The organism is Streptomyces sp. SDT5-1 (genome assembly GCF_052245995.1).
Taxonomy (GTDB): domain Bacteria; phylum Actinomycetota; class Actinomycetes; order Streptomycetales; family Streptomycetaceae; genus Streptomyces.
Genome location: NZ_CM125963.1, coordinates 1,848,598 through 1,865,139 on the forward strand (window position 1 = coordinate 1,848,598; position 16,542 = coordinate 1,865,139).

A 16,542-nucleotide genomic window follows, 5' to 3' on the forward strand; every position below is an offset into this window, starting at 1 on the left:
TCTGACGGCCGGAACGGCACGGCAAGGGGACACGGGTGGGCACCGAGATCGCGCGGGAGGCGGCGCCGGAGGCGTCACCCGCCGCCGAGCGCAAGCGCGAGCAGCGCGGCTGGTACTTCTACGACTGGGCGTGCTCGGTCTATTCGACCAGCGTCCTGACGGTGTTCCTCGGCCCCTACCTGACCTCGGTCGCCAAGGCCGCGGCGGACGCCGACGGCTATGTGCACCCCCTGGGGATCCCGGTCAGCGCCGGCTCCTTCTTCGCGTACTCGGTGTCCCTCTCGGTCATCCTGGCGATCTTCGTGATGCCGCTCGCGGGCGCGGCCGCCGACCGGACGGGCCGCAAGAAGCCGCTGCTGGCACTCTCCGCCTATCTGGGCGCGGCGGCGACGACCGGGATGTTCTTCCTCGACGGCGACCGCTATCTGCTCGGCGGGCTGCTCCTCGTGGTCGCGAACGCCTCGCTGGCCGTGTCGATGGTGCTCTACAACGCGTACCTGCCGCAGATCGCGCCTCCGGAGGAGCGCGACGCGGTGTCCTCACGCGGCTGGGCCTTCGGATACGCGTCGGGCGCGCTCGTGCTCCTGGCGAACCTGGTGCTCTACACGGCCCACGACACCTTCGGCGTCTCCGAGGCCACGGCGGTGCGCATTTGTCTGGCGTCGGCGGGCGTCTGGTGGGGCGCGTTCACCCTGGTGCCGCTGCGCCGCCTGCGCGACCGGCGCGCACAGCCCGCGGCGGGCGGCACGGCATCGGGCCCGCGCCAGCTGCTGGCCACCCTGAAGGACATGCGCCGCCACCCGCTGACGCTCTCCTTCCTGCTGGCCTATCTCGTCTACAACGACGGCGTGCAGACGGTGATCTCGCAGGCCTCCGTGTACGGCTCCGAGGAGCTGGGGCTCGGCCAGTCGACGCTGATCGTGGCGGTGCTGCTCGTGCAGATCCTCGCGGTGGCGGGCGCGCTCGGAATGGGCCGCCTCGCGCGCGTGTACGGCGCGAAGCGCACGATCCTCGGCTCCCTCGTCGCGTGGACGGCGACGATCGGGGCCGGGTACTTCCTGCCGGCCGGTGAGCCCGCGTGGTTCTTCGTGCTCGCCGCGGGCATCGGGCTCGTCCTGGGCGGCACGCAGGCGCTGTCCCGCTCGCTGTTCTCGCATCTGGTCCCGGCGGGCAAGGAGGCCGAGTACTTCTCGGCGTACGAGATGAGCGACCGCGGGATGAGCTGGGTGGGGCCCCTGGTGTTCGGTCTCGCGTACCAGCTGACCGGGAGCTACCGTGACGCGATCGTGTCGCTTGTGGCCTTCTTCGCGATCGGTTTTGTCCTGCTCGCACGGGTTCCGGTGCAACGCGCGGTGCGCGACGCGGGCAATTCCGTGCCCGCCCGGATTTAGCACCTGAAGGCAAAGCCCGGTAGTGTACGCGGTTGGCCTGCCAGGCGTACCGTTACTGCACGTCTAGATCGCGAAACGCTGGGTGACATCCTGCGTGAGATGTGACAAAGCGGTCACCGGTGGGTACAACAAGGGGCGGCTACGACGGCGACGCAATAACCCGGAAACCGGGAATCTTTACCGCCGACCGGACGTTGACCGGATGACGACGACAGCGACACCTGTCCTGTGGGCGACAAGCCCGGGAGGCACGATTCATGAGTGAGCGAGCTCTTCGCGGTACGCGCCTCGTAGTGACCAGCTACGAGACGGACCGCGGCATCGACCTGGCCCCGCGCCAGGCCGTGGAGTACGCATGCGAGAAGGGGCACCGCTTCGAGATGCCCTTCTCGGTGGAGGCCGAGATCCCGCCGGAGTGGGAGTGCAAGGTCTGCGGGGCCCAGGCACTTCTCGTGGACGGTGACGGCCCTGAGGAGAAGAAGGGCAAGCCGGCCCGTACGCATTGGGACATGCTGATGGAGCGGCGCACCCGCGAGGAGCTCGAAGAGGTCCTCGAGGAGCGCCTGGCGGTCCTGCGCTCGGGCGCGATGAACATCGCGGTGCACCCGCGGGACAGCCGCAAGTCGGCCTGACCCACGCGGCGCGCAGCGCGCACAGAACGGCCGGGGGCCGGACACGTCACGTGTCCGGCCCCCGGCCGTTCCGCATGTTCCCGACGCTCAGGGCGTGAGCGGCGGGCGCGGGTCCGTGTCGTCGCCACGCGGTCCCGGCCGCTCGTCGTCCCTGATCACCTCGCCCTGGATCACGGTGCTGCCGGGCTGCCGCATGCGGGCCTGCTGGAAGGCGTCCCCGAACGGGCTGCGGCCCGCCGCGGCGCCCATCCGCCGCTCCATGGTGCGCTCCGTGTACTTGCTCAGCGCCGTCCTCAGCGGCGGCACGAGCAGCAGCAGGCCGAGCAGGTCCGAGACGAGCCCGGGGATCATCAGGAGGAGCCCGGCGAGCATCAGCAGCCCGTTCCCCTGCGAGCGCTGCTCCGCGGCCTTGGCGGGGTCCTGGACGCCGCTCTGCTGGCGCTGGAGCGTCTCCGTGAGGTTCTTGAACGCGCGGCGCCCAGCGGACTTCATCACCACGGCGCCGAGCACGATCCCGGCCACCAGGAGGATGCCGAGCGTGAATCCGCCGATCGCGCCCGCCACCACGGTGAGCAGCCAGATCTCCAGGACCATCCAGGCCGCGACACACAGCGGCAGATAGCGGCGGAGCCCGGAGCGACGGGCTCCGGAGGACGGGTTGCGAGGCGGAGTGCCAGTGGTCATGCCCCCAGTCTGCCTGGGGCCGGGTCCGAATGGCGTAAGCGGGGGATCAAGATCGCTCAGAGCGATCGTCCGGCTTGTGGCCGACCACCTTGCCGACCCGCGCCCCGACGCCCCACGTGGTGACCCGCCACAGGGCCTCCACGACGATGTCCTTGCTCATCTTGGAGTCGCCGCGCTCGCGCTCCACGAAGGTGATCGGGACCTCGACGACGTGATAGCCGGCCTGCACCGCGCGCCGGGCGAGATCGACCTGGAAGCAGTAGCCCTGCGAGGCGACCTCCTCCAGGCCGAGTCCCTCCAGGGTCTCGCGGCGGAAGGCGCGGTAGCCGCCGGTGACGTCGCGGATCGGGACGTCCAGGAGGAGCCGGGAGTACGTGGAGCCGCCGCGGGAGATGAACTGGCGGTGCTTGGGCCAGTTCACGACCCGGCCGCCGGGCACCCAGCGGGAGCCGAGGACCAGGTCGGCGCCCTTGAGCGCGGTCAGCAGGCGGGGCAGCTCCTCGGGCTGGTGGGAGCCGTCGGCGTCCATCTCGACCAGGACGCCGTAGCCGTGCTCCATGCCCCAGGCGAAGCCCGCGAGGTACGCGGCGCCCAGGCCCTCCTTGCCGGTGCGGTGCAGGACGTGGACGTGATCGTCGTCGGCCGCCAGCTCGTCGGCGAGCTTTCCGGTGCCGTCGGGGCTGTTGTCGTCGGCGATCAGGACGTGTGCAGCGGGCACGGACTCCCTGACCCGGCCCACGACGGGCTTGATGTTCTCCGCCTCGTTGTAGGTCGGGATGATCACCAAGGTCGTGCCGAGAGGGCCGAACTTCCGCCCACCGCCGTCGTTCACAGCTTCCCCTTAAAACTTCCGTCCACAAGGGGACCACCATAGCGAGCACCCCAGTTCACGCCGATAAGGCGCCCTGGACGGGCCGAGGAGACATGGGCTGGGGGACTGCGGATCGGGGCCGGGCGTCCTTCGGGCCGACCTGGGGCCCGCTGGCTGCGGGTCGACCGAAAGCCGTTGTCTACTGAACGCCCGGGCCCCACCCGGGTCGCACCTGGCCGACCGGCCGGAACGTTCCAGCGCCCCGTGGCGCGGGCGCTGAGCCTGGCTCCCAGTGGCGGTGCGCCGGTGCGGCGCACCACCCCCTGACCCAGCTGCGTTCAACGACTGCCTGGACTTCCCCGGTCGTGCCTGGAGGTGGTGGACTCGGCCGAACCTACCCGTCGACCTCGGCGCCTTGTCAACAGCCGTTCGACCTGCGCCTCTCCGCGAACTCCCCTGGTCAGCGCCGAGGATTCGCAGGTCGTACGGGACCGTGCCGCGCCAAGATCGAAGTCCTGGGCGGCGCGGTTATCACTCGTCCGGCCGTACGAACACGGTCTGACCGAACACCACCGTCCGCAGGCAGACCGGGAGTTGAGAGCCCGGCGAGAGGTCCGGGAGTCCCGGCGTGCCGGAGCGCGGATCGGTCGACCAGCGGGCCACACGGTCGTCCGGGGCCTGCACGATCAGCTCGTCGGTACGCCACACGGCGTAGTCCGCGGGAGCGCCGGGGACGAGGATCCCCGCGTCGTCGCGGCCGACCGCGCGCCAGCCGCCGCGCGTGTGGGCGGTGAAGGCGGCCCGTACGGAGACCCGGTGTTCGGGCGTCCGGTGGAACGCGGCGGCGCGGATGGTGCCCCACGGGTCGAGCGGGGTGACCGGGCTGTCGGAGCCGAAGGCGAGCGGCACACCGGCCTTCAGGAGGGCCGCGTACGGGTTGAGGGTGCGGGCCCGCTCGGCGCCGAGGCGGTCGGCGTACATGCCGTCCTCGCCGCCCCACAGGGCGTCGAAGGCGGGCTGCACGGAGGCGGTGAGGCCGAACTCGGCGAACGCCGCGACGGTTTCGGGGCTGAGCATCTCGGCGTGCTCGACGCGGTGCCGCGCTGCGCGCACGCGCGCGAGGCCGAGCTTCTCGGTGGCGGCGCGCATGCCGTCGACGACGGCGGTGACGGCGGCGTCGCCGATGGCGTGGAAGCCCGCCTGGAGGCCGATCTCGGTGCAGGCGACCACGTGGGCGGCGATGTCGTCGGCCGACAGGTAGGCGGTGCCCTGGTGCGACGCGTCGGCGTACGGCTCGTGCAGGCAGGCCGTGTGGGAGCCGAGGGCGCCGTCGACGAACAGGTCCCCGGCGGCGCCGAGCGCGCCCAGGCCGCGGGCGCGCTGGATGTCGCGGTCCGCCCAGTAGCCGGCGACGCGCGGTCCCGGCTCGGAGCGGGCGAGGTCGAGGAGGCCGGTGAAGTCGTCCTCGGAGGAGATGTCGGGGCCCGCGCACTCGTGGAGCGAGCCGATGCCGAGCGAGGCGGCGTGCTGGAGGGCGGCGCGCTGGGCCTCCGTGCGCTGCTGGGGGCCCACGGCGGCGAACGCGGCGGCGCGCACGGCGTGGTGGGCGTCGCGGGTGAGCGGGCCCTCCGCGTCGAATCCGGGGCGGTCGGCGACGCCGGGGACGAGGTCGAGAAGGGCGGTGCTGACGACGGCCGAGTGCACGTCGATGCGGGTGAGGTAGACGGGACGGCCCGCGGTGGCCTCGTCGAGTTCGGCGCGGGTGAGGGGCGCGCGGTCGGGCCAGCGGGCGGCGTCCCAGCCGTGGCCGAGGAGGACGCGGTCGGTGGGGTTGGCCGCGGCGTGGTCCCGGACGAGGGTCAAGGCCTCGGCGCGGGTGCGGGCGGCCGTGAGGTCGAGACCGGTCAGGGCGAGGCCGGTCGACGTGGTGTGCACGTGCGCGTCGGTGAACGCCGGGGTGACCAGGGCGCCGTCGAGGTCGACGACCTCGTCCACGCCGTCCGCGAAGGAGTCCGCCGCGCCCTCCGAGCCGACCCAGGCGACATGGCCCGCCTCCACGACCATGGCGGTGGCGAAGGGGTCGGCGGGGCTGTGAATCTCGCCTCTGCGCAGGAGTACGGTGCGGGGGCTGGGGGGCGTGCTCATGCAGACAGTTTCCCGTGCCCGCGGCCCGCGGCCACGACCGGGGTGTCCCTTTTCCGCCCGCGTCGCGGCGGGCGGAGTTCAGATCCGCGGGGGCCGCGCCTCGTACGGAGTGGAGAGGACCACCGTCGTACGGGTGGAGACGCCGGCGAGGGAGCGGACGCGGGCCAGGAGGTCCTCCAGGCCGTGCGGGGTCTCCACGCGGACCTTGAGAATGTAGTTCTCGTCGCCGGCCACGCTGTGGCACGCCTCGATCTCCGGCACGCCCGCGAGGCGCTCCGCGATGTCGTCGGGGGCGCTCGGATCGAACGGCTTCACCGAGATGAACGCCGTCAGGGGCAGCCCGACCGCCTCGGGGTCGACGACCGCGGCGTAGCCACGGATCACGCCGCGCTGTTCGAGGCGGCGCACCCGCTGGTGCACCGCGGACGTGGACAGGCCGGTGGCCTTGCCCAGGTCGGTGTAGCTCATCCGCCCGTCCTTGACGAGCAGCTGCACAATCTGTCGGTCGAGCTCCTCCATGCCGCCGAACCTACCCGCCCCTTGATCCTCGCGGATACCGGAAAGCGGCAGACGGCGGCGAGATGGGCGATACGTCTACCGCGGGACGGGCAAGCGCATTCGACATGTGACGAACGCCACAGGCATCCGACCGTGTCCACCGGCATGCGGCGATTACCTCGACGACCGGGCGGGAAATGCTTGCTGTGGCCGAGGCCGCCACCCATGGACATCAGCGGCCGGCCCACCCGAGGGGGAGAATCCCATGCAGAGTGTGAAGCGTTCCGGACGTCCTGGCGCGCGCGGTCGCCAGCAGGCGGTCACCGAGCCCCAGCCGGAGGGCGTCGAACCCGTCCTCTTCGACGCCGAGGGGGACGACGCGGACGGCTACGAGACGTTCGAGATGTACCGGGTGGCCTGCCCTGACTGCGGCAAGGCCATCGCCCTCCTCGCGGAGGAGGACGTACTGCCGGAGCACGCCTATGTCACGTCCCCCTGGGACCCGTTCGGGCTGACCGTGTGCGCCGGCAGCGGCAGAACCGTCGCGGAGTCGCTGCCCACGGACGACCTGGCGGGCGCTCAGGAGCAGGACGCCGCGCTCCTTCTGACGCTCCCTCAGGGGCTGGACTGGCGCACGCAGCCGTTCTCGCACGTCGGCGGTCCCGGCTCGCGGCCCATCCGGGTGCCCGACCAGCCCTACCGCCGAGCCGCCGCCTGATCCGCTACCGCCGCTCGGCCCAGTAGTCGCCCCGCACCATGGCCCGCAGACTGTCGTGGTGCAGGATCAGCGTGTCCGGGTCCGCCGGTTCGACGGCCTCGCCGAAGTGGATCTGCCGGTAGGCGACGCGGAGCATCACGACGGCGTGCCGCAGGGCCGCGTAGAGCGTGTGGAAGTCCATGTCGCGCGGCGTGTGGCCGGTCAGTCGCGCGTACCGGCTCTCGACGCGGTCCCGGCGCAGGAGGTCCGGCAGTCCGCGCTGGCCGAAGGTCTCGGTGAGGTCCTGGAAGAAGCGGTGCAGATAGATCGTCCAGCCGAGGTCGACCTCGCGCGGGGCGAGCGCGGCCATCTCCCAGTCGAGGACCGCGGCGGGCTCGAAGCCGTCCTGCGCATAGATGATGTTGCCGATCCGGGCGTCGCCCCAGTTGAGGACCGCGGGGCCCTCCTCGCGCGGCCACAGCTCCTCCAGGCGCGCGAAGGCGCTCTCGATGAGGGGTGAGGGGCTTCGGCCCGCCACCACCCAGGCGTAGTACGCGCGTTGGGCCTCGACATGCCGGCGCAGCGGGCTGCCCGGCCCCGGCAGTTCGAGGAAGTCCGCCTCGGACGCCGGCACGCCGTCGTGCAGCCGCGCGAGCACGCGGACGCTCGCGGCCTCCAGTCGCTCCCGGTCGGCGTCGCTCGCCTCGTGCAGCCAATTCCCCTCGTACGTGTAGGGCATGACGTCGGGCGGCACCCGGCCCGCGACCCCTTCCATGACGAAGAAGGGCGCGCCGAGCGGCCCGGCGTCCTCCTCCAGCCAGAGCACGCGCGGCACCGGAATCCCGGTGCGCTCGGCGGCGAGCCGCATCGTCCGGTACTGCCGCGGCATGTCGTACACCGGGAAGATCGTGTACGCCGACGGGTCGGCGGCGAGCCGCAACGCGCAGGCCCGTACGGGTGGTTCGGGGTGTTCGATGTCGAAGAGGAGGGTCTCGCTCGACATGCCGTTGGACTCGGGGACGGTGACGTTCACCGCCTTCGCGCCCGGCAGCCGACGGCCGAGCCAGGCGGTGAGCCGCCTGGCGATCTCCTCGGGCTCGCGGGTGGAGGTGCGGGGCCTTGACTGTCGGGGGGCTGTCGCCATCGCCTGACTCCCTGTCCGTGGCGGGTGGTTACGGACGTTCCTCGGCCGGGGCCACCGAGTCGAAGCCCGTGAAGCCGCTCGGGTCGTGGCGGCCGAAACTGCCGTGCTCGAAGATGCCGTGCCCGACCTGCCCGTCGAGGGTGAAGCGGGCCGCGTGGTCGACGACCCCGTACGCGGCGCGCGGGTGGGCCGTGGGGTCCGAGAGGTCGTAGCTGCGGCGGTCGCACCAGTCGCGCCCGCGCCAGGTGCCGTGCTGCCAGTCGTCGGCCGGCGGGTAGCCCGCGCCGACGGCCAGCGGCGAGGAAGCGAGGATCTCGACGCCCACCTCGACGGGCTTGCGGCCGACGGGATCCACGAGGTGGATGACGGCGCTCTCGGGGTGGCGGGTGCCGGGGCGGTAGGCGATGTCGGTGTGCGGCCAGCCGAGTTGGCGGTCGCGGTGGCCCTCACGGACGAGCGTGGCGTCGTTCAGCGTGCGGTAGCCGTCGGCGTCCTCCTGGGTGATGACCATGAGGAAGCGGTCGTCGAAGCGGATCGGCGACCAGATCCAGTGGAAGCCCTCGGTGGGGTGCTCCTGCGCGATTCGGCCGCCCTCCTCCCCCGGCACGGGGCGCACGCCCCAACTCCGGTCGCGGGTACCGGTCCAGCGGTCGAGACCGACCTCACGGCCGCCGATCCTCAGCCACCCACTGCACCGCCCGGCCTGCACGAACCGCTTGCCCTCCAGGGTGAGCCGCGCGCCCCTGCGCTGGGTGTGGTGCGGTTCCCACAGTGCGGGGAAGTCGGCGCTCCAGTTGATCTCGTACGAGAGTCCGTCCGGGTCGTCCGGGTCTGCGGCGCAGGAGAGGACGAAGTCCTTGAGGGGGCGCTCGACGAAGATGTGCAGGGGGCCGACGCGCATGCTCATCCGGGTGTCGTCGCGCAGGGCGTCCGATGCCCGGACCGCGTGCAGGGTGTCGCCGACGCGCAGGGTGGCGTAGGCGTCGATCACTCCGAGGTTCGGGTAGACGCCGAGGCCGAGGATGAGCAGGAACCGTCCGTCGGGGTCGACGACATGGAAGATGCAGCGGTCGTAGGCGTTGCGGTCGCTGGTGGCGACGTGCTTCATCGACAGCGGGACCTGGTGCACGGGGTACTCGTCGAAGGCGACGGGACGGTCGACGGCCTCGTCTGCGGACACGGGCAAACCTCCCTGGGCGCACGGTCGTTGACGTCGCCCGGTAGGGGTGCGGCCCGCCCGGCGGCGGAGTTGACGGTACGTCAGCTCGCTGCCACTGGCCAGATGTTCGACGCTCCGCGCCACGCGTACGGGGAGGGCATGAACTGACGCTCGAATTCGTCAACCAGTGACCCCGCCGTCCCCCTTTCGTTGAAGGGGCATGACCTCGACGCAGACCTCGGCACCTGCGCCCACGGGACGACGCAGGCGCATCCTGGTGCCGGTTACCGCAGAATCGGTTCAGCAGGGCCGCCAGTCCCCCACGTCGCCCACGTCCCACCCGCTCCCTCAGGCCCAGCAGGTGCCACAGGAACCGCAGTCCCCGCACACGTCACAGGTTCAGCGCAGCTCGCAGGCCGCATCGTCCCCGCGGCCCGCGACGCCCCCCGCCGGGGCGGGCTCACCGTCCTTCCCGGCCGCCCCGGCCTCTCCGGCGGCCGCATCCGCCCCGCAGGCCGCATCGACCCCACAGCCCACACCGGTCCCTCAGGCCGCTCCGGCCCCACAGGGCGCACCCGCCCCGCAGGCCGCACCGGTCGCCCCCGCCCCGCAGCCGCCCGCGCTCCAGCCGGCGGGACCGCAGCCACTCCCCCGGCCGCAGCCGCCCCGCCCCCAGGAGGCCCGGCCGTCCCAGCCGCAGCCGCCGCGGCTCCGACCGCACAATCCGCCGATCTACCAGCAGATGATCACGGCCTGGACGGAGCGCGGCAGGACACTGCCGGGGCGCGACGACCCGGAGTGGGCGCGGCTCGTCGCGCCCACCGTGCGCCCGGGCGAGTTCAGCGCGATTCAGGACCGGCGAGGTGGCGGGCGATGACCATCCGCTGGATCTGATTGGTGCCCTCGACGATCTGGAGCACCTTCGCCTCCCGCATCAGGCGCTCCACGGGGAAGTCGGCCGTGTAGCCGTACCCCCCGAGGACCTGCACCGCGTCCGTGGTGACCTTCATCGCGGCGTCCGTGCACAGCAGCTTCGCCATGGCGGCCTGCTTGGAGAACGGCCGCCCCGCGTCCCGCAGCCGGGCCGCCGACAGATACAGGGCGCGACCCGCCTCGATCTGGGTCGCCATGTCCGCGAGCATGAAGCGCAGCCCCTGGAAGTCGGCGATCGGCCGGCCGAACTGGGCGCGCCCCCTCGCGTACTCCACCGCCGCGTCGAGCGCGGCCTGCGCGACGCCGACCGCGCAGGCCGCGATGCCGAGCCGGCCCGAGTCGAGCGCCGAGAGGGCGATCTGGAAGCCCTGCCCCTCGTCCCCGATCCGGCGCGCGTCGCTCACCCGCACCCCGTCGAAGTGCATCTGGGCGGTGGGCGAGCCCTTCATGCCCATCTTCTTCTCGGGGACGGCCGCGCTCAGGCCCGGTGCGTCGCCGGGGACCAGGAACGCCGTGATGCCGTGCGCGCCCTCGCCTCCGGTGCGGGCCAGCACCGTGTAGAAGTCGGCGACGCCGCCGTGCGTGATCCAGGCCTTCGTGCCCGTGAGCACCCAGTCGTCGCCCTCGCGCACCGCCTTCGTACGAAGGGAGGCCGCGTCGGAGCCGGATGCGGGCTCGGACAGGCAGTAGGCGCCGAGCAGGCCGCCGCCCAGCATGTCGGGCAGGTGCTCGGCGCGCTGCTCCTTGGTCCCGAAGTTCGCGAGCGCGTGGCAGGCCAGCGAGTGCACGCTGACCCCGAGACCGACGGTCAGACGGGCGGCCGCGAGCTCCTCCAGGACCTGGAGGTACACCTCGTACGGCTGCTCGCCGCCGCCGAACTCCGCGTCGTACGGCAGGCCCAGCAGGCCCGCTTCGGAGAGCAGTCCGAAGGTCTCGCGCGGGAAGCGGCCGGCTTCCTCTTCGTCGGCCGCGCGCGGGGCGATCTCCCGCTGCGCGATGTCGCGGACGAGCCGCATCAGATCCTGAGCTTCGTCCGTCGGCAGCTGACGCTCGACTCCTGGCTCCGGCATGGCGACGCTCTCCTCCCTGGGCGGGCCCTGCGGCGGCACCCGCCGGGTGAGCGGGCGGCGCCGGATGGTCACTGCCGGGCCGATGCTGCCCTCCCGGATCACGGAAAGCGCAGACCAAGCGGCCGCGGCGTGTTGAGTATTCCCGATCCGGAGCGTCACGTCACTGGTTAACGACCGCTTACTCAAAGTTTTTCCACGAGCGGCCCGCGCGGTGCAGCACCGGGGCCGGATACGCGGGCTCGAACTCCTCGATGACGCGCAGCGTGCCGTCGAGCGTGCGGACCAGGAGGGCGCGCACGGCGTCCCGTTCGGGCTCGTGGTGGCCGATCCAGTCGAGCGTGATGCCCTCGACGCCGCACAGCCAGCCGAGCAGCGCGGTCCGTGCGAGCCGTGGCACGTGCGGGGTGCCGTACGCGGCCCGTGCGATGGTCTCGATCAGCGCGTCGCGCACCTCGTCCCTGATGGCCTGCACCTCGGCGTCGAAGCCCACGCCGCCGGTGACGATCGTGCGGTACGCCGCCTGGTTCCGCTCGGCGTAGCGCAGATAGCCGTCGACCGTGCGGTGCACGCGGTCGACGGGCGCCAGGTCGCCGACGCTGCTGGCGCCGTCGACGAGGGCGCCGACGGACTCCTGGATGATCGCCAGGTAGTAGCCGCGCTTGGACGCGAAGTAGTAGTAGATCAATCCCTTCGCCACGCGCGCGTGGCGGGCGATGTCGTCCATGGACAGCGCGTCGTAGGACGTGTCGGCGAACAGTTTGCGGCCGATGGCGATGAGTTCGGCGCGGCGGGCGGTGGAGCGGTCGGTCGCGCGCTCCCGCTGATGGCTGGTGTTCACTTCCGGCCCTGGTCTCGGCAAGCTCCTGCGGAAGCCGCAGTATGGCACTTTCCGCGCCGGTTCCGAGGCGCCCTCACGGCGGCCCGGACGGGGCCGTGAGGGCGGGGCGTCACGTCGCCGTGGGCGACGGGCGGGTCACATCCAGCCGAGCTGCGTGACGAGCATCGCGACGACCACGACGAGGGTCCAGCCCATGACGTGTTCGAGGATCTTGGGACCGTCGTCGTCCGGACCGCCGGTGCGGGCGCGCGCGGTCGTGGTCGAGGCGGTGGCAGAGCTTGCGGTCATGGTGTCTCGCTCGGGTCGCGGTGCTGGTCCTGACTCCCCCGGCTGCGCCCGTGCCCCCTGTGGCGCGCACTTCCACCTTGCCATCGGATCGCAGGGGTGCGGCCGAGAGCTTGGTCACGTACAACCGGGCCGCCGGATCGTGCGTCCCACACTGCGACGCGTTCCGTCCGACCGGAAGGTTCCCGATGACGTACCGGACACCACGCCGCAGAACCCGTCTCGTCCTCGCCGCCGCGATCACCGTCGCCGCGGCGCTCACCGGCCCGGCGGCCGTCTCCCGGGCGGCCACCGACACGCCCACGCCGGGCGCGGCGGGCCTCGGCGACCCGATGTTCCCGCTCGACGGGAACGGCGGCTACACCGTGCGCCACTACACGCTCGACTTCGACTGGCAGGCTCCGCGCACCCCGTTCGCCGCCGCCACCACGATCAGGGCCACCGCCACCCAGGCGCTGTCCCGCTTCGACCTCGACTTCGCCGGGAACGAGCTGCGCTCGGTGACCGTGAACGGCCGCGCGGCCGAGACCCGGCGGGACGGCGACGAGCTGGTCGTCACGCCCGCAGCGCCGATCCCCAAGGGCGCCGCCTTCACCGTGAAGGTCGCGTACACGGCCGATCCGACGCAGGTGCGCCACCGCGACGACGCGATCGAGGACTACGGCTGGATCCCGACGCCCGACGGCACGGTCCTGTACCCGCAGCCCAACGGCGCCAAGATGATCTTCCCGGCGAACGACCATCCGAGCAGCCGCGCCCCGTTCACCTTCCGCGTGACCACCCCGGCCGACCGCACGGCCGTCGCGAACGGGCGCCTCGTCGACCGCACCGCGCGCGCCGACGGCCGGATCCGCTGGACGTACGAGTCCGAGCAGCCGATCGCCACCCAGCTGGTCCAACTGGCCGTCGGGAAGTTCACGTTGATCGACAGCAAGGGCCCCGGCGGGCTGCCGCTGCGCGACGTCGTGCCCGACGATCTCGTGGCACCGACCAAGCAGTACCGCGACCTCACGCCCGAACATCTGACCTGGCTGCAAGAGAAGTTGGGCCCCTACCCCTTCAACCGGTACGGCGTCCTGGTCGGCGACACGGACCTCGGGGTCGCCCTGGAGACGCAGACGCTGTCGCTCGTCCCCAAGGCGGACCTGCTCGGCACCAAGGTCGACGCGGAGCGCAATCTCGTGCACGAGCTGACCCACCAGTGGCTCGGCGACAGCGTCGGCATCGCGAGCTGGTCCGACCTGTGGCTCAGCGAGGGCCACGCCCGCTTCTACGAGCGCTGGTACTCCGAGGAGCACGGCGGCGACAGCTTCGAGGCCGCCATGAAGACCGCCTACGAGAACCACGACCAGTGGCGCCACGACTACGGCGCCCCCGCCGAGCCCACCGAGCCGAACCTCTTCAAGCGCATGCGCTACGACGGCTCCGCGCTCGTCCTGTACGCACTGCGCGAGCAGGTCGGCGCGGACACCTTCGGGAGGATCGAGCGGGCCTGGATCTCCCGGTACCGGGGGAAGACCGCGTCCACGGCCGACTACATGAAGCTGGCCTCGAAGGTCGCGGGCCAGGACCTGACGGGCTTCCTGCGCCCGTGGCTGTACGGCGCGAAGACCCCGCCGATGCCGGGCCGTCCGGACTGGGTGGTGAAGCCCGTCGTCACCGGCTGAGGCGCCTCGTGGTCTCCTCGCGGCGCGGCACGCGCGCGAGGAGACCACACCGGGCGGTCAGCGCACGCCCACGGCCGCCAGCGCCTTGCGCTGCTTCTCGGTCGGGTGCGCCGGGAAGTACAGGTAGCAGACGCCTCCGGTGCCGGAGACGACCTTCCCCGAGGCGTTGTAGCGCTTCGTACGCAGCCAGATGTTCTCCCATTCGCGCCGCTTGTAGACGCGACGCACCGCGGGGTCGTCGGGCGAGGCCGGGTCGTTGGCGATCACGTCGCCTTCGGCGGTGAAGCCGATGACCGTCATCAGGTGCCCCGACGTGCCGTAGCCCGCGCCGGTCAGCTCCTCCTTGAGGAACGACTGGGACGTTATGGCCGGGATGCCGGCCGCGATCAGCGTCTCCAGGTCGGTGAGCGAGGAGAGCCGGGTGACGACGCCCTGGAGGTCCTTGTACGTCGCCGCGTACGCCGCGTTGAACGGCCAGTTGCCGCAGCCCTCGTACTGGTAGTCGTACGTATGACGGGCCGCGTGGCAGACCTGCGGGTCGGCGTACGCGGGGTTCACCCAGGCGAGCTGCTCCGCCGTCGGCTTCCTGCCCCAGTACTCGATGATCATCTGTGAGGACGTGGGGCTGCACCAGGCCTCGCCCCCGTTGTCGTACTCCGGGTACTGGCCCGCGTGGATGTTCTGCGAGTAGCGCGGGACCTTCAGCTCCTTGGCGAGGCCCGGCGTGGACGCGGGGACCGTGAAGCGGTCGGGGACGTCCGAGCCCATCGCGCCGAGCCGCCACACCGTGGGCGCCGCCTTGGAGCCCGGAGCACGCAGCAGCCGCAGACGGAGCCGGTACGAGACCAGGCGCAGGCCCGAGGCGGCGTCGTCGATGGAGAACGTGTCCGTCCAGATGCTCGACTTCCCGTCGGACTGGTCGTCCACGGACGTGCGGCGGATGTCGGCGTCCTTGTCGTCGCCCGCGGTCCAGCGGCCCATCACGTACCAGGGCGTCTCGGCGCCGTCCGTGTATGTGCCCTGGAGCTCGATCTGGATCCAGGTGCCCTTCGGGGTGCGTGCGTTCCAGGAGGTGATGACCTCCGTGGCGGGGACCGAGAGGGCGTGCATCGGGGAGAGCCACTCGGCGTACTCCCACTCGGCCGTCCTGTTCAGGTGCGGGTCCTTGTACGTCGTCGTACCGGCGGGCGCGTCGATCGTCACGCCGGGGCGCGCGCCGCCCACGACGCGCGTGCCGTGCGCGGTGCCGGAGCGCCAGTCGACGGCCGTCGTCCAGGTGCGGTTGTCCACGAGGCGGTTCACGGGCGCTTTCCGGGCGGTCGGGGCGGATCCCTGGGAGCCGGCGGCGGCGCGGGCGGTGCCGGCCGCGGCCGTCGTGGCGAGCGCGGCGCCCGCGGCCGCCGCCAGAACGGTTCTGCGGGAGAGCGGGGACGGGGTTTCGGGTCGGGTCATCTGCTGATCCCTCGGTCGTCGGGTCGGAAGGACGTGACGGAGACGGAGACTGACGTGACAGAGTGCGCCAACTATGGCCGCCGGGGCGGGATTTCCACCAGCGTTTCGCGCCGGACCACCGGCACCAATATTGGTCTTCACCACTGGCATGACCTGCGGCGGCGTGCGCGAAACCGATCCGGCCCCCGTCGTACCCTTGCGGCCGTGAGCTACCACCCTGTGCCCCTCGCCGACTGCGCCGCCCGGATCCGCCGGCTGCCGCCCTCGTGCGGCCCCGTGCGCCTCGTCGGCATCGACGGGCACGCCGGTTCCGGCAAGTCGACCTTCGCGACCCGGCTCGCCGAGGCCCTCGGCGGGGCGCCCGTCCTGCGACTCGACGACATCGCGAGCCACGACGCCCTCTTCGCCTGGACGGACCGGCTGCGCGCCCAGGTCCTCGACCCGCTCTCCCGGGGCGCGACCGCGCGCTACGAGACGTACGACTGGACCGCGCGCCGGTTCACCGCCGAGCGCGAACTGCCGCCCGCCGACGTCGTCCTGGTCGAGGGCGTGGGAGCGGGGCGCCGCGAGGTGCGGCCGGAGCTGGCGCTGCTGGCGTGGCTGGACATGGCCGAAGAGACGGCATGGGCGCGTGGCAGGGCGCGGGACGGAGAGGCGCAGCGGACGTTCTGGGACGGCTGGATCCCAGCGGAACGCAGGCACTTCAAAGAGAACCCGTCGCTCCCCTTCGCGCACCTCCTGGTACGGGAGTGTCCAGAGGGGTACGAGGTGCGGGAAGGGCCTGGCGGGATCCCACCCTTGAAGGCGTCCGTCACTCACCGTGACGGACCGCCAGCGGTGCGGTGAACCTCTGGAAACACCCTTCCGCCACTTTCCACGAGAGCCTCAACTCTGCTTGACCGGGGGGCCGTACAGGACTTACGTTCTCAATGTGCGGCCTTTCGAGACCGCCCGCAGACGCGAAGCCCCCGGTTGTTCCCCCGTGATCGGGGGCTTCGTTCTGCCCGCAATGCCCCTTACCGAGCGCGCCGAGGCGTTCCCCGCTCACCCTGGGTCACCACCGCGCGCCGCGCTCACCTGCGCCGAATCACCCCCGCCGCGCCCCGATCCGTCCGGCTTGCGCCCTACGGTCCACC

Annotated in this window: 15 protein-coding genes; 5 read left to right on the top strand and 10 right to left on the bottom strand. The window is 72.1% G+C overall.

The genetic code is table 11. The annotated features are described in order from the left end of the window. Nucleotides 1-35 precede the first annotated feature (35 nt). Both ACTWJ8_RS08655 and ACTWJ8_RS08660 read left to right on the top strand, forming a co-directional pair. Entirely contained in the window at nt 36-1,391 is a 1,356-nt protein-coding gene (locus ACTWJ8_RS08655; RefSeq protein ID WP_356385484.1) for an MFS transporter, read from the top strand. A 257-nt stretch (nt 1,392-1,648) separates the two neighbouring features. Continuing rightward, nucleotides 1,649-2,023 (top strand): RNA polymerase-binding protein RbpA, encoded by a 375-nt coding sequence (locus ACTWJ8_RS08660; RefSeq protein ID WP_109379407.1) that lies wholly within the window; start codon nt 1,649-1,651, stop codon nt 2,021-2,023. Between the two features lie 87 nt (nt 2,024-2,110). Here the strand turns inward: ACTWJ8_RS08660 and fxsA are convergent, their stop codons facing one another. The 4 genes from fxsA to ACTWJ8_RS08680 form a co-directional block, all read right to left on the bottom strand. Next, nucleotides 2,111-2,707 carry an FxsA family membrane protein gene (gene fxsA, locus ACTWJ8_RS08665; protein WP_356385487.1) on the bottom strand — a complete coding sequence of 199 codons (597 nt, stop codon included), beginning with the start codon at nt 2,705-2,707 and terminating at the stop codon, nt 2,111-2,113. Between the two features lie 46 nt (nt 2,708-2,753). Next, nucleotides 2,754-3,539, bottom strand: coding sequence for a polyprenol monophosphomannose synthase (locus ACTWJ8_RS08670; protein ID WP_356385489.1), 786 nt, complete (start codon nt 3,537-3,539; stop codon nt 2,754-2,756). A 510-nt stretch (nt 3,540-4,049) separates the two neighbouring features. After that, a complete protein-coding gene (locus ACTWJ8_RS08675; protein ID WP_443263506.1) occupies nt 4,050-5,663 on the bottom strand; it encodes an amidohydrolase in 1,614 nt (537 codons plus the stop codon). Nucleotides 5,664-5,741: 78 nt separating this feature from the next. After that, entirely contained in the window at nt 5,742-6,182 is a 441-nt protein-coding gene (locus tag ACTWJ8_RS08680) for an Lrp/AsnC family transcriptional regulator (protein WP_356385494.1), read from the bottom strand. Between the two features lie 244 nt (nt 6,183-6,426). Between ACTWJ8_RS08680 and ACTWJ8_RS08685 the strand changes: the two genes are divergently transcribed. Continuing rightward, a complete protein-coding gene (locus tag ACTWJ8_RS08685) occupies nt 6,427-6,879 on the top strand; it encodes a hypothetical protein (protein WP_443263507.1) in 453 nt (150 codons plus the stop codon). A 4-nt stretch (nt 6,880-6,883) separates the two neighbouring features. Here the strand turns inward: ACTWJ8_RS08685 and ACTWJ8_RS08690 are convergent, their stop codons facing one another. The 5 genes from ACTWJ8_RS08690 to ACTWJ8_RS08710 all read right to left on the bottom strand — a co-directional run bounded on the left by ACTWJ8_RS08690 (nt 6,884) and on the right by ACTWJ8_RS08710 (nt 12,290). Beyond that, nucleotides 6,884-8,002, bottom strand: coding sequence for a phosphotransferase family protein (locus ACTWJ8_RS08690; protein WP_443263508.1), 1,119 nt, complete (start codon nt 8,000-8,002; stop codon nt 6,884-6,886). 28 nt (nt 8,003-8,030) lie between these two features. Then, nucleotides 8,031-9,110, bottom strand: a complete 1,080-nt coding sequence (locus ACTWJ8_RS08695; RefSeq protein WP_443264846.1) for a hypothetical protein — start codon at nt 9,108-9,110, stop codon at nt 8,031-8,033. A gap of 890 nt (nt 9,111-10,000) precedes the next feature. Further along, nucleotides 10,001-11,164, bottom strand: a complete 1,164-nt coding sequence (locus ACTWJ8_RS08700; protein WP_443263509.1) for an acyl-CoA dehydrogenase — start codon at nt 11,162-11,164, stop codon at nt 10,001-10,003. Between the two features lie 178 nt (nt 11,165-11,342). Next, complete coding sequence (locus ACTWJ8_RS08705) at nt 11,343-12,002, bottom strand: TetR/AcrR family transcriptional regulator (protein WP_356385506.1); 660 nt, start codon at nt 12,000-12,002, stop codon at nt 11,343-11,345. A gap of 135 nt (nt 12,003-12,137) precedes the next feature. Then, nucleotides 12,138-12,290, bottom strand: coding sequence for an SCO1431 family membrane protein (locus tag ACTWJ8_RS08710; RefSeq protein ID WP_356385509.1), 153 nt, complete (start codon nt 12,288-12,290; stop codon nt 12,138-12,140). Nucleotides 12,291-12,475: 185 nt separating this feature from the next. Here ACTWJ8_RS08710 and ACTWJ8_RS08715 point away from each other — a divergent pair, with 185 nt between their 5' ends. After that, nucleotides 12,476-13,954 (top strand): M1 family metallopeptidase, encoded by a 1,479-nt coding sequence (locus tag ACTWJ8_RS08715; protein WP_443263510.1) that lies wholly within the window; start codon nt 12,476-12,478, stop codon nt 13,952-13,954. A gap of 57 nt (nt 13,955-14,011) precedes the next feature. Here ACTWJ8_RS08715 and ACTWJ8_RS08720 read toward each other — a convergent pair whose 3' ends face one another. Then, nucleotides 14,012-15,406, bottom strand: coding sequence for a peptidase C39 family protein (locus ACTWJ8_RS08720; protein WP_356385515.1), 1,395 nt, complete (start codon nt 15,404-15,406; stop codon nt 14,012-14,014). A 204-nt stretch (nt 15,407-15,610) separates the two neighbouring features. Here ACTWJ8_RS08720 and ACTWJ8_RS08725 point away from each other — a divergent pair, with 204 nt between their 5' ends. Next, nucleotides 15,611-16,252, top strand: a complete 642-nt coding sequence (locus ACTWJ8_RS08725) for a uridine kinase family protein (RefSeq protein WP_356385518.1) — start codon at nt 15,611-15,613, stop codon at nt 16,250-16,252. Nucleotides 16,253-16,542 lie beyond the last annotated feature (290 nt).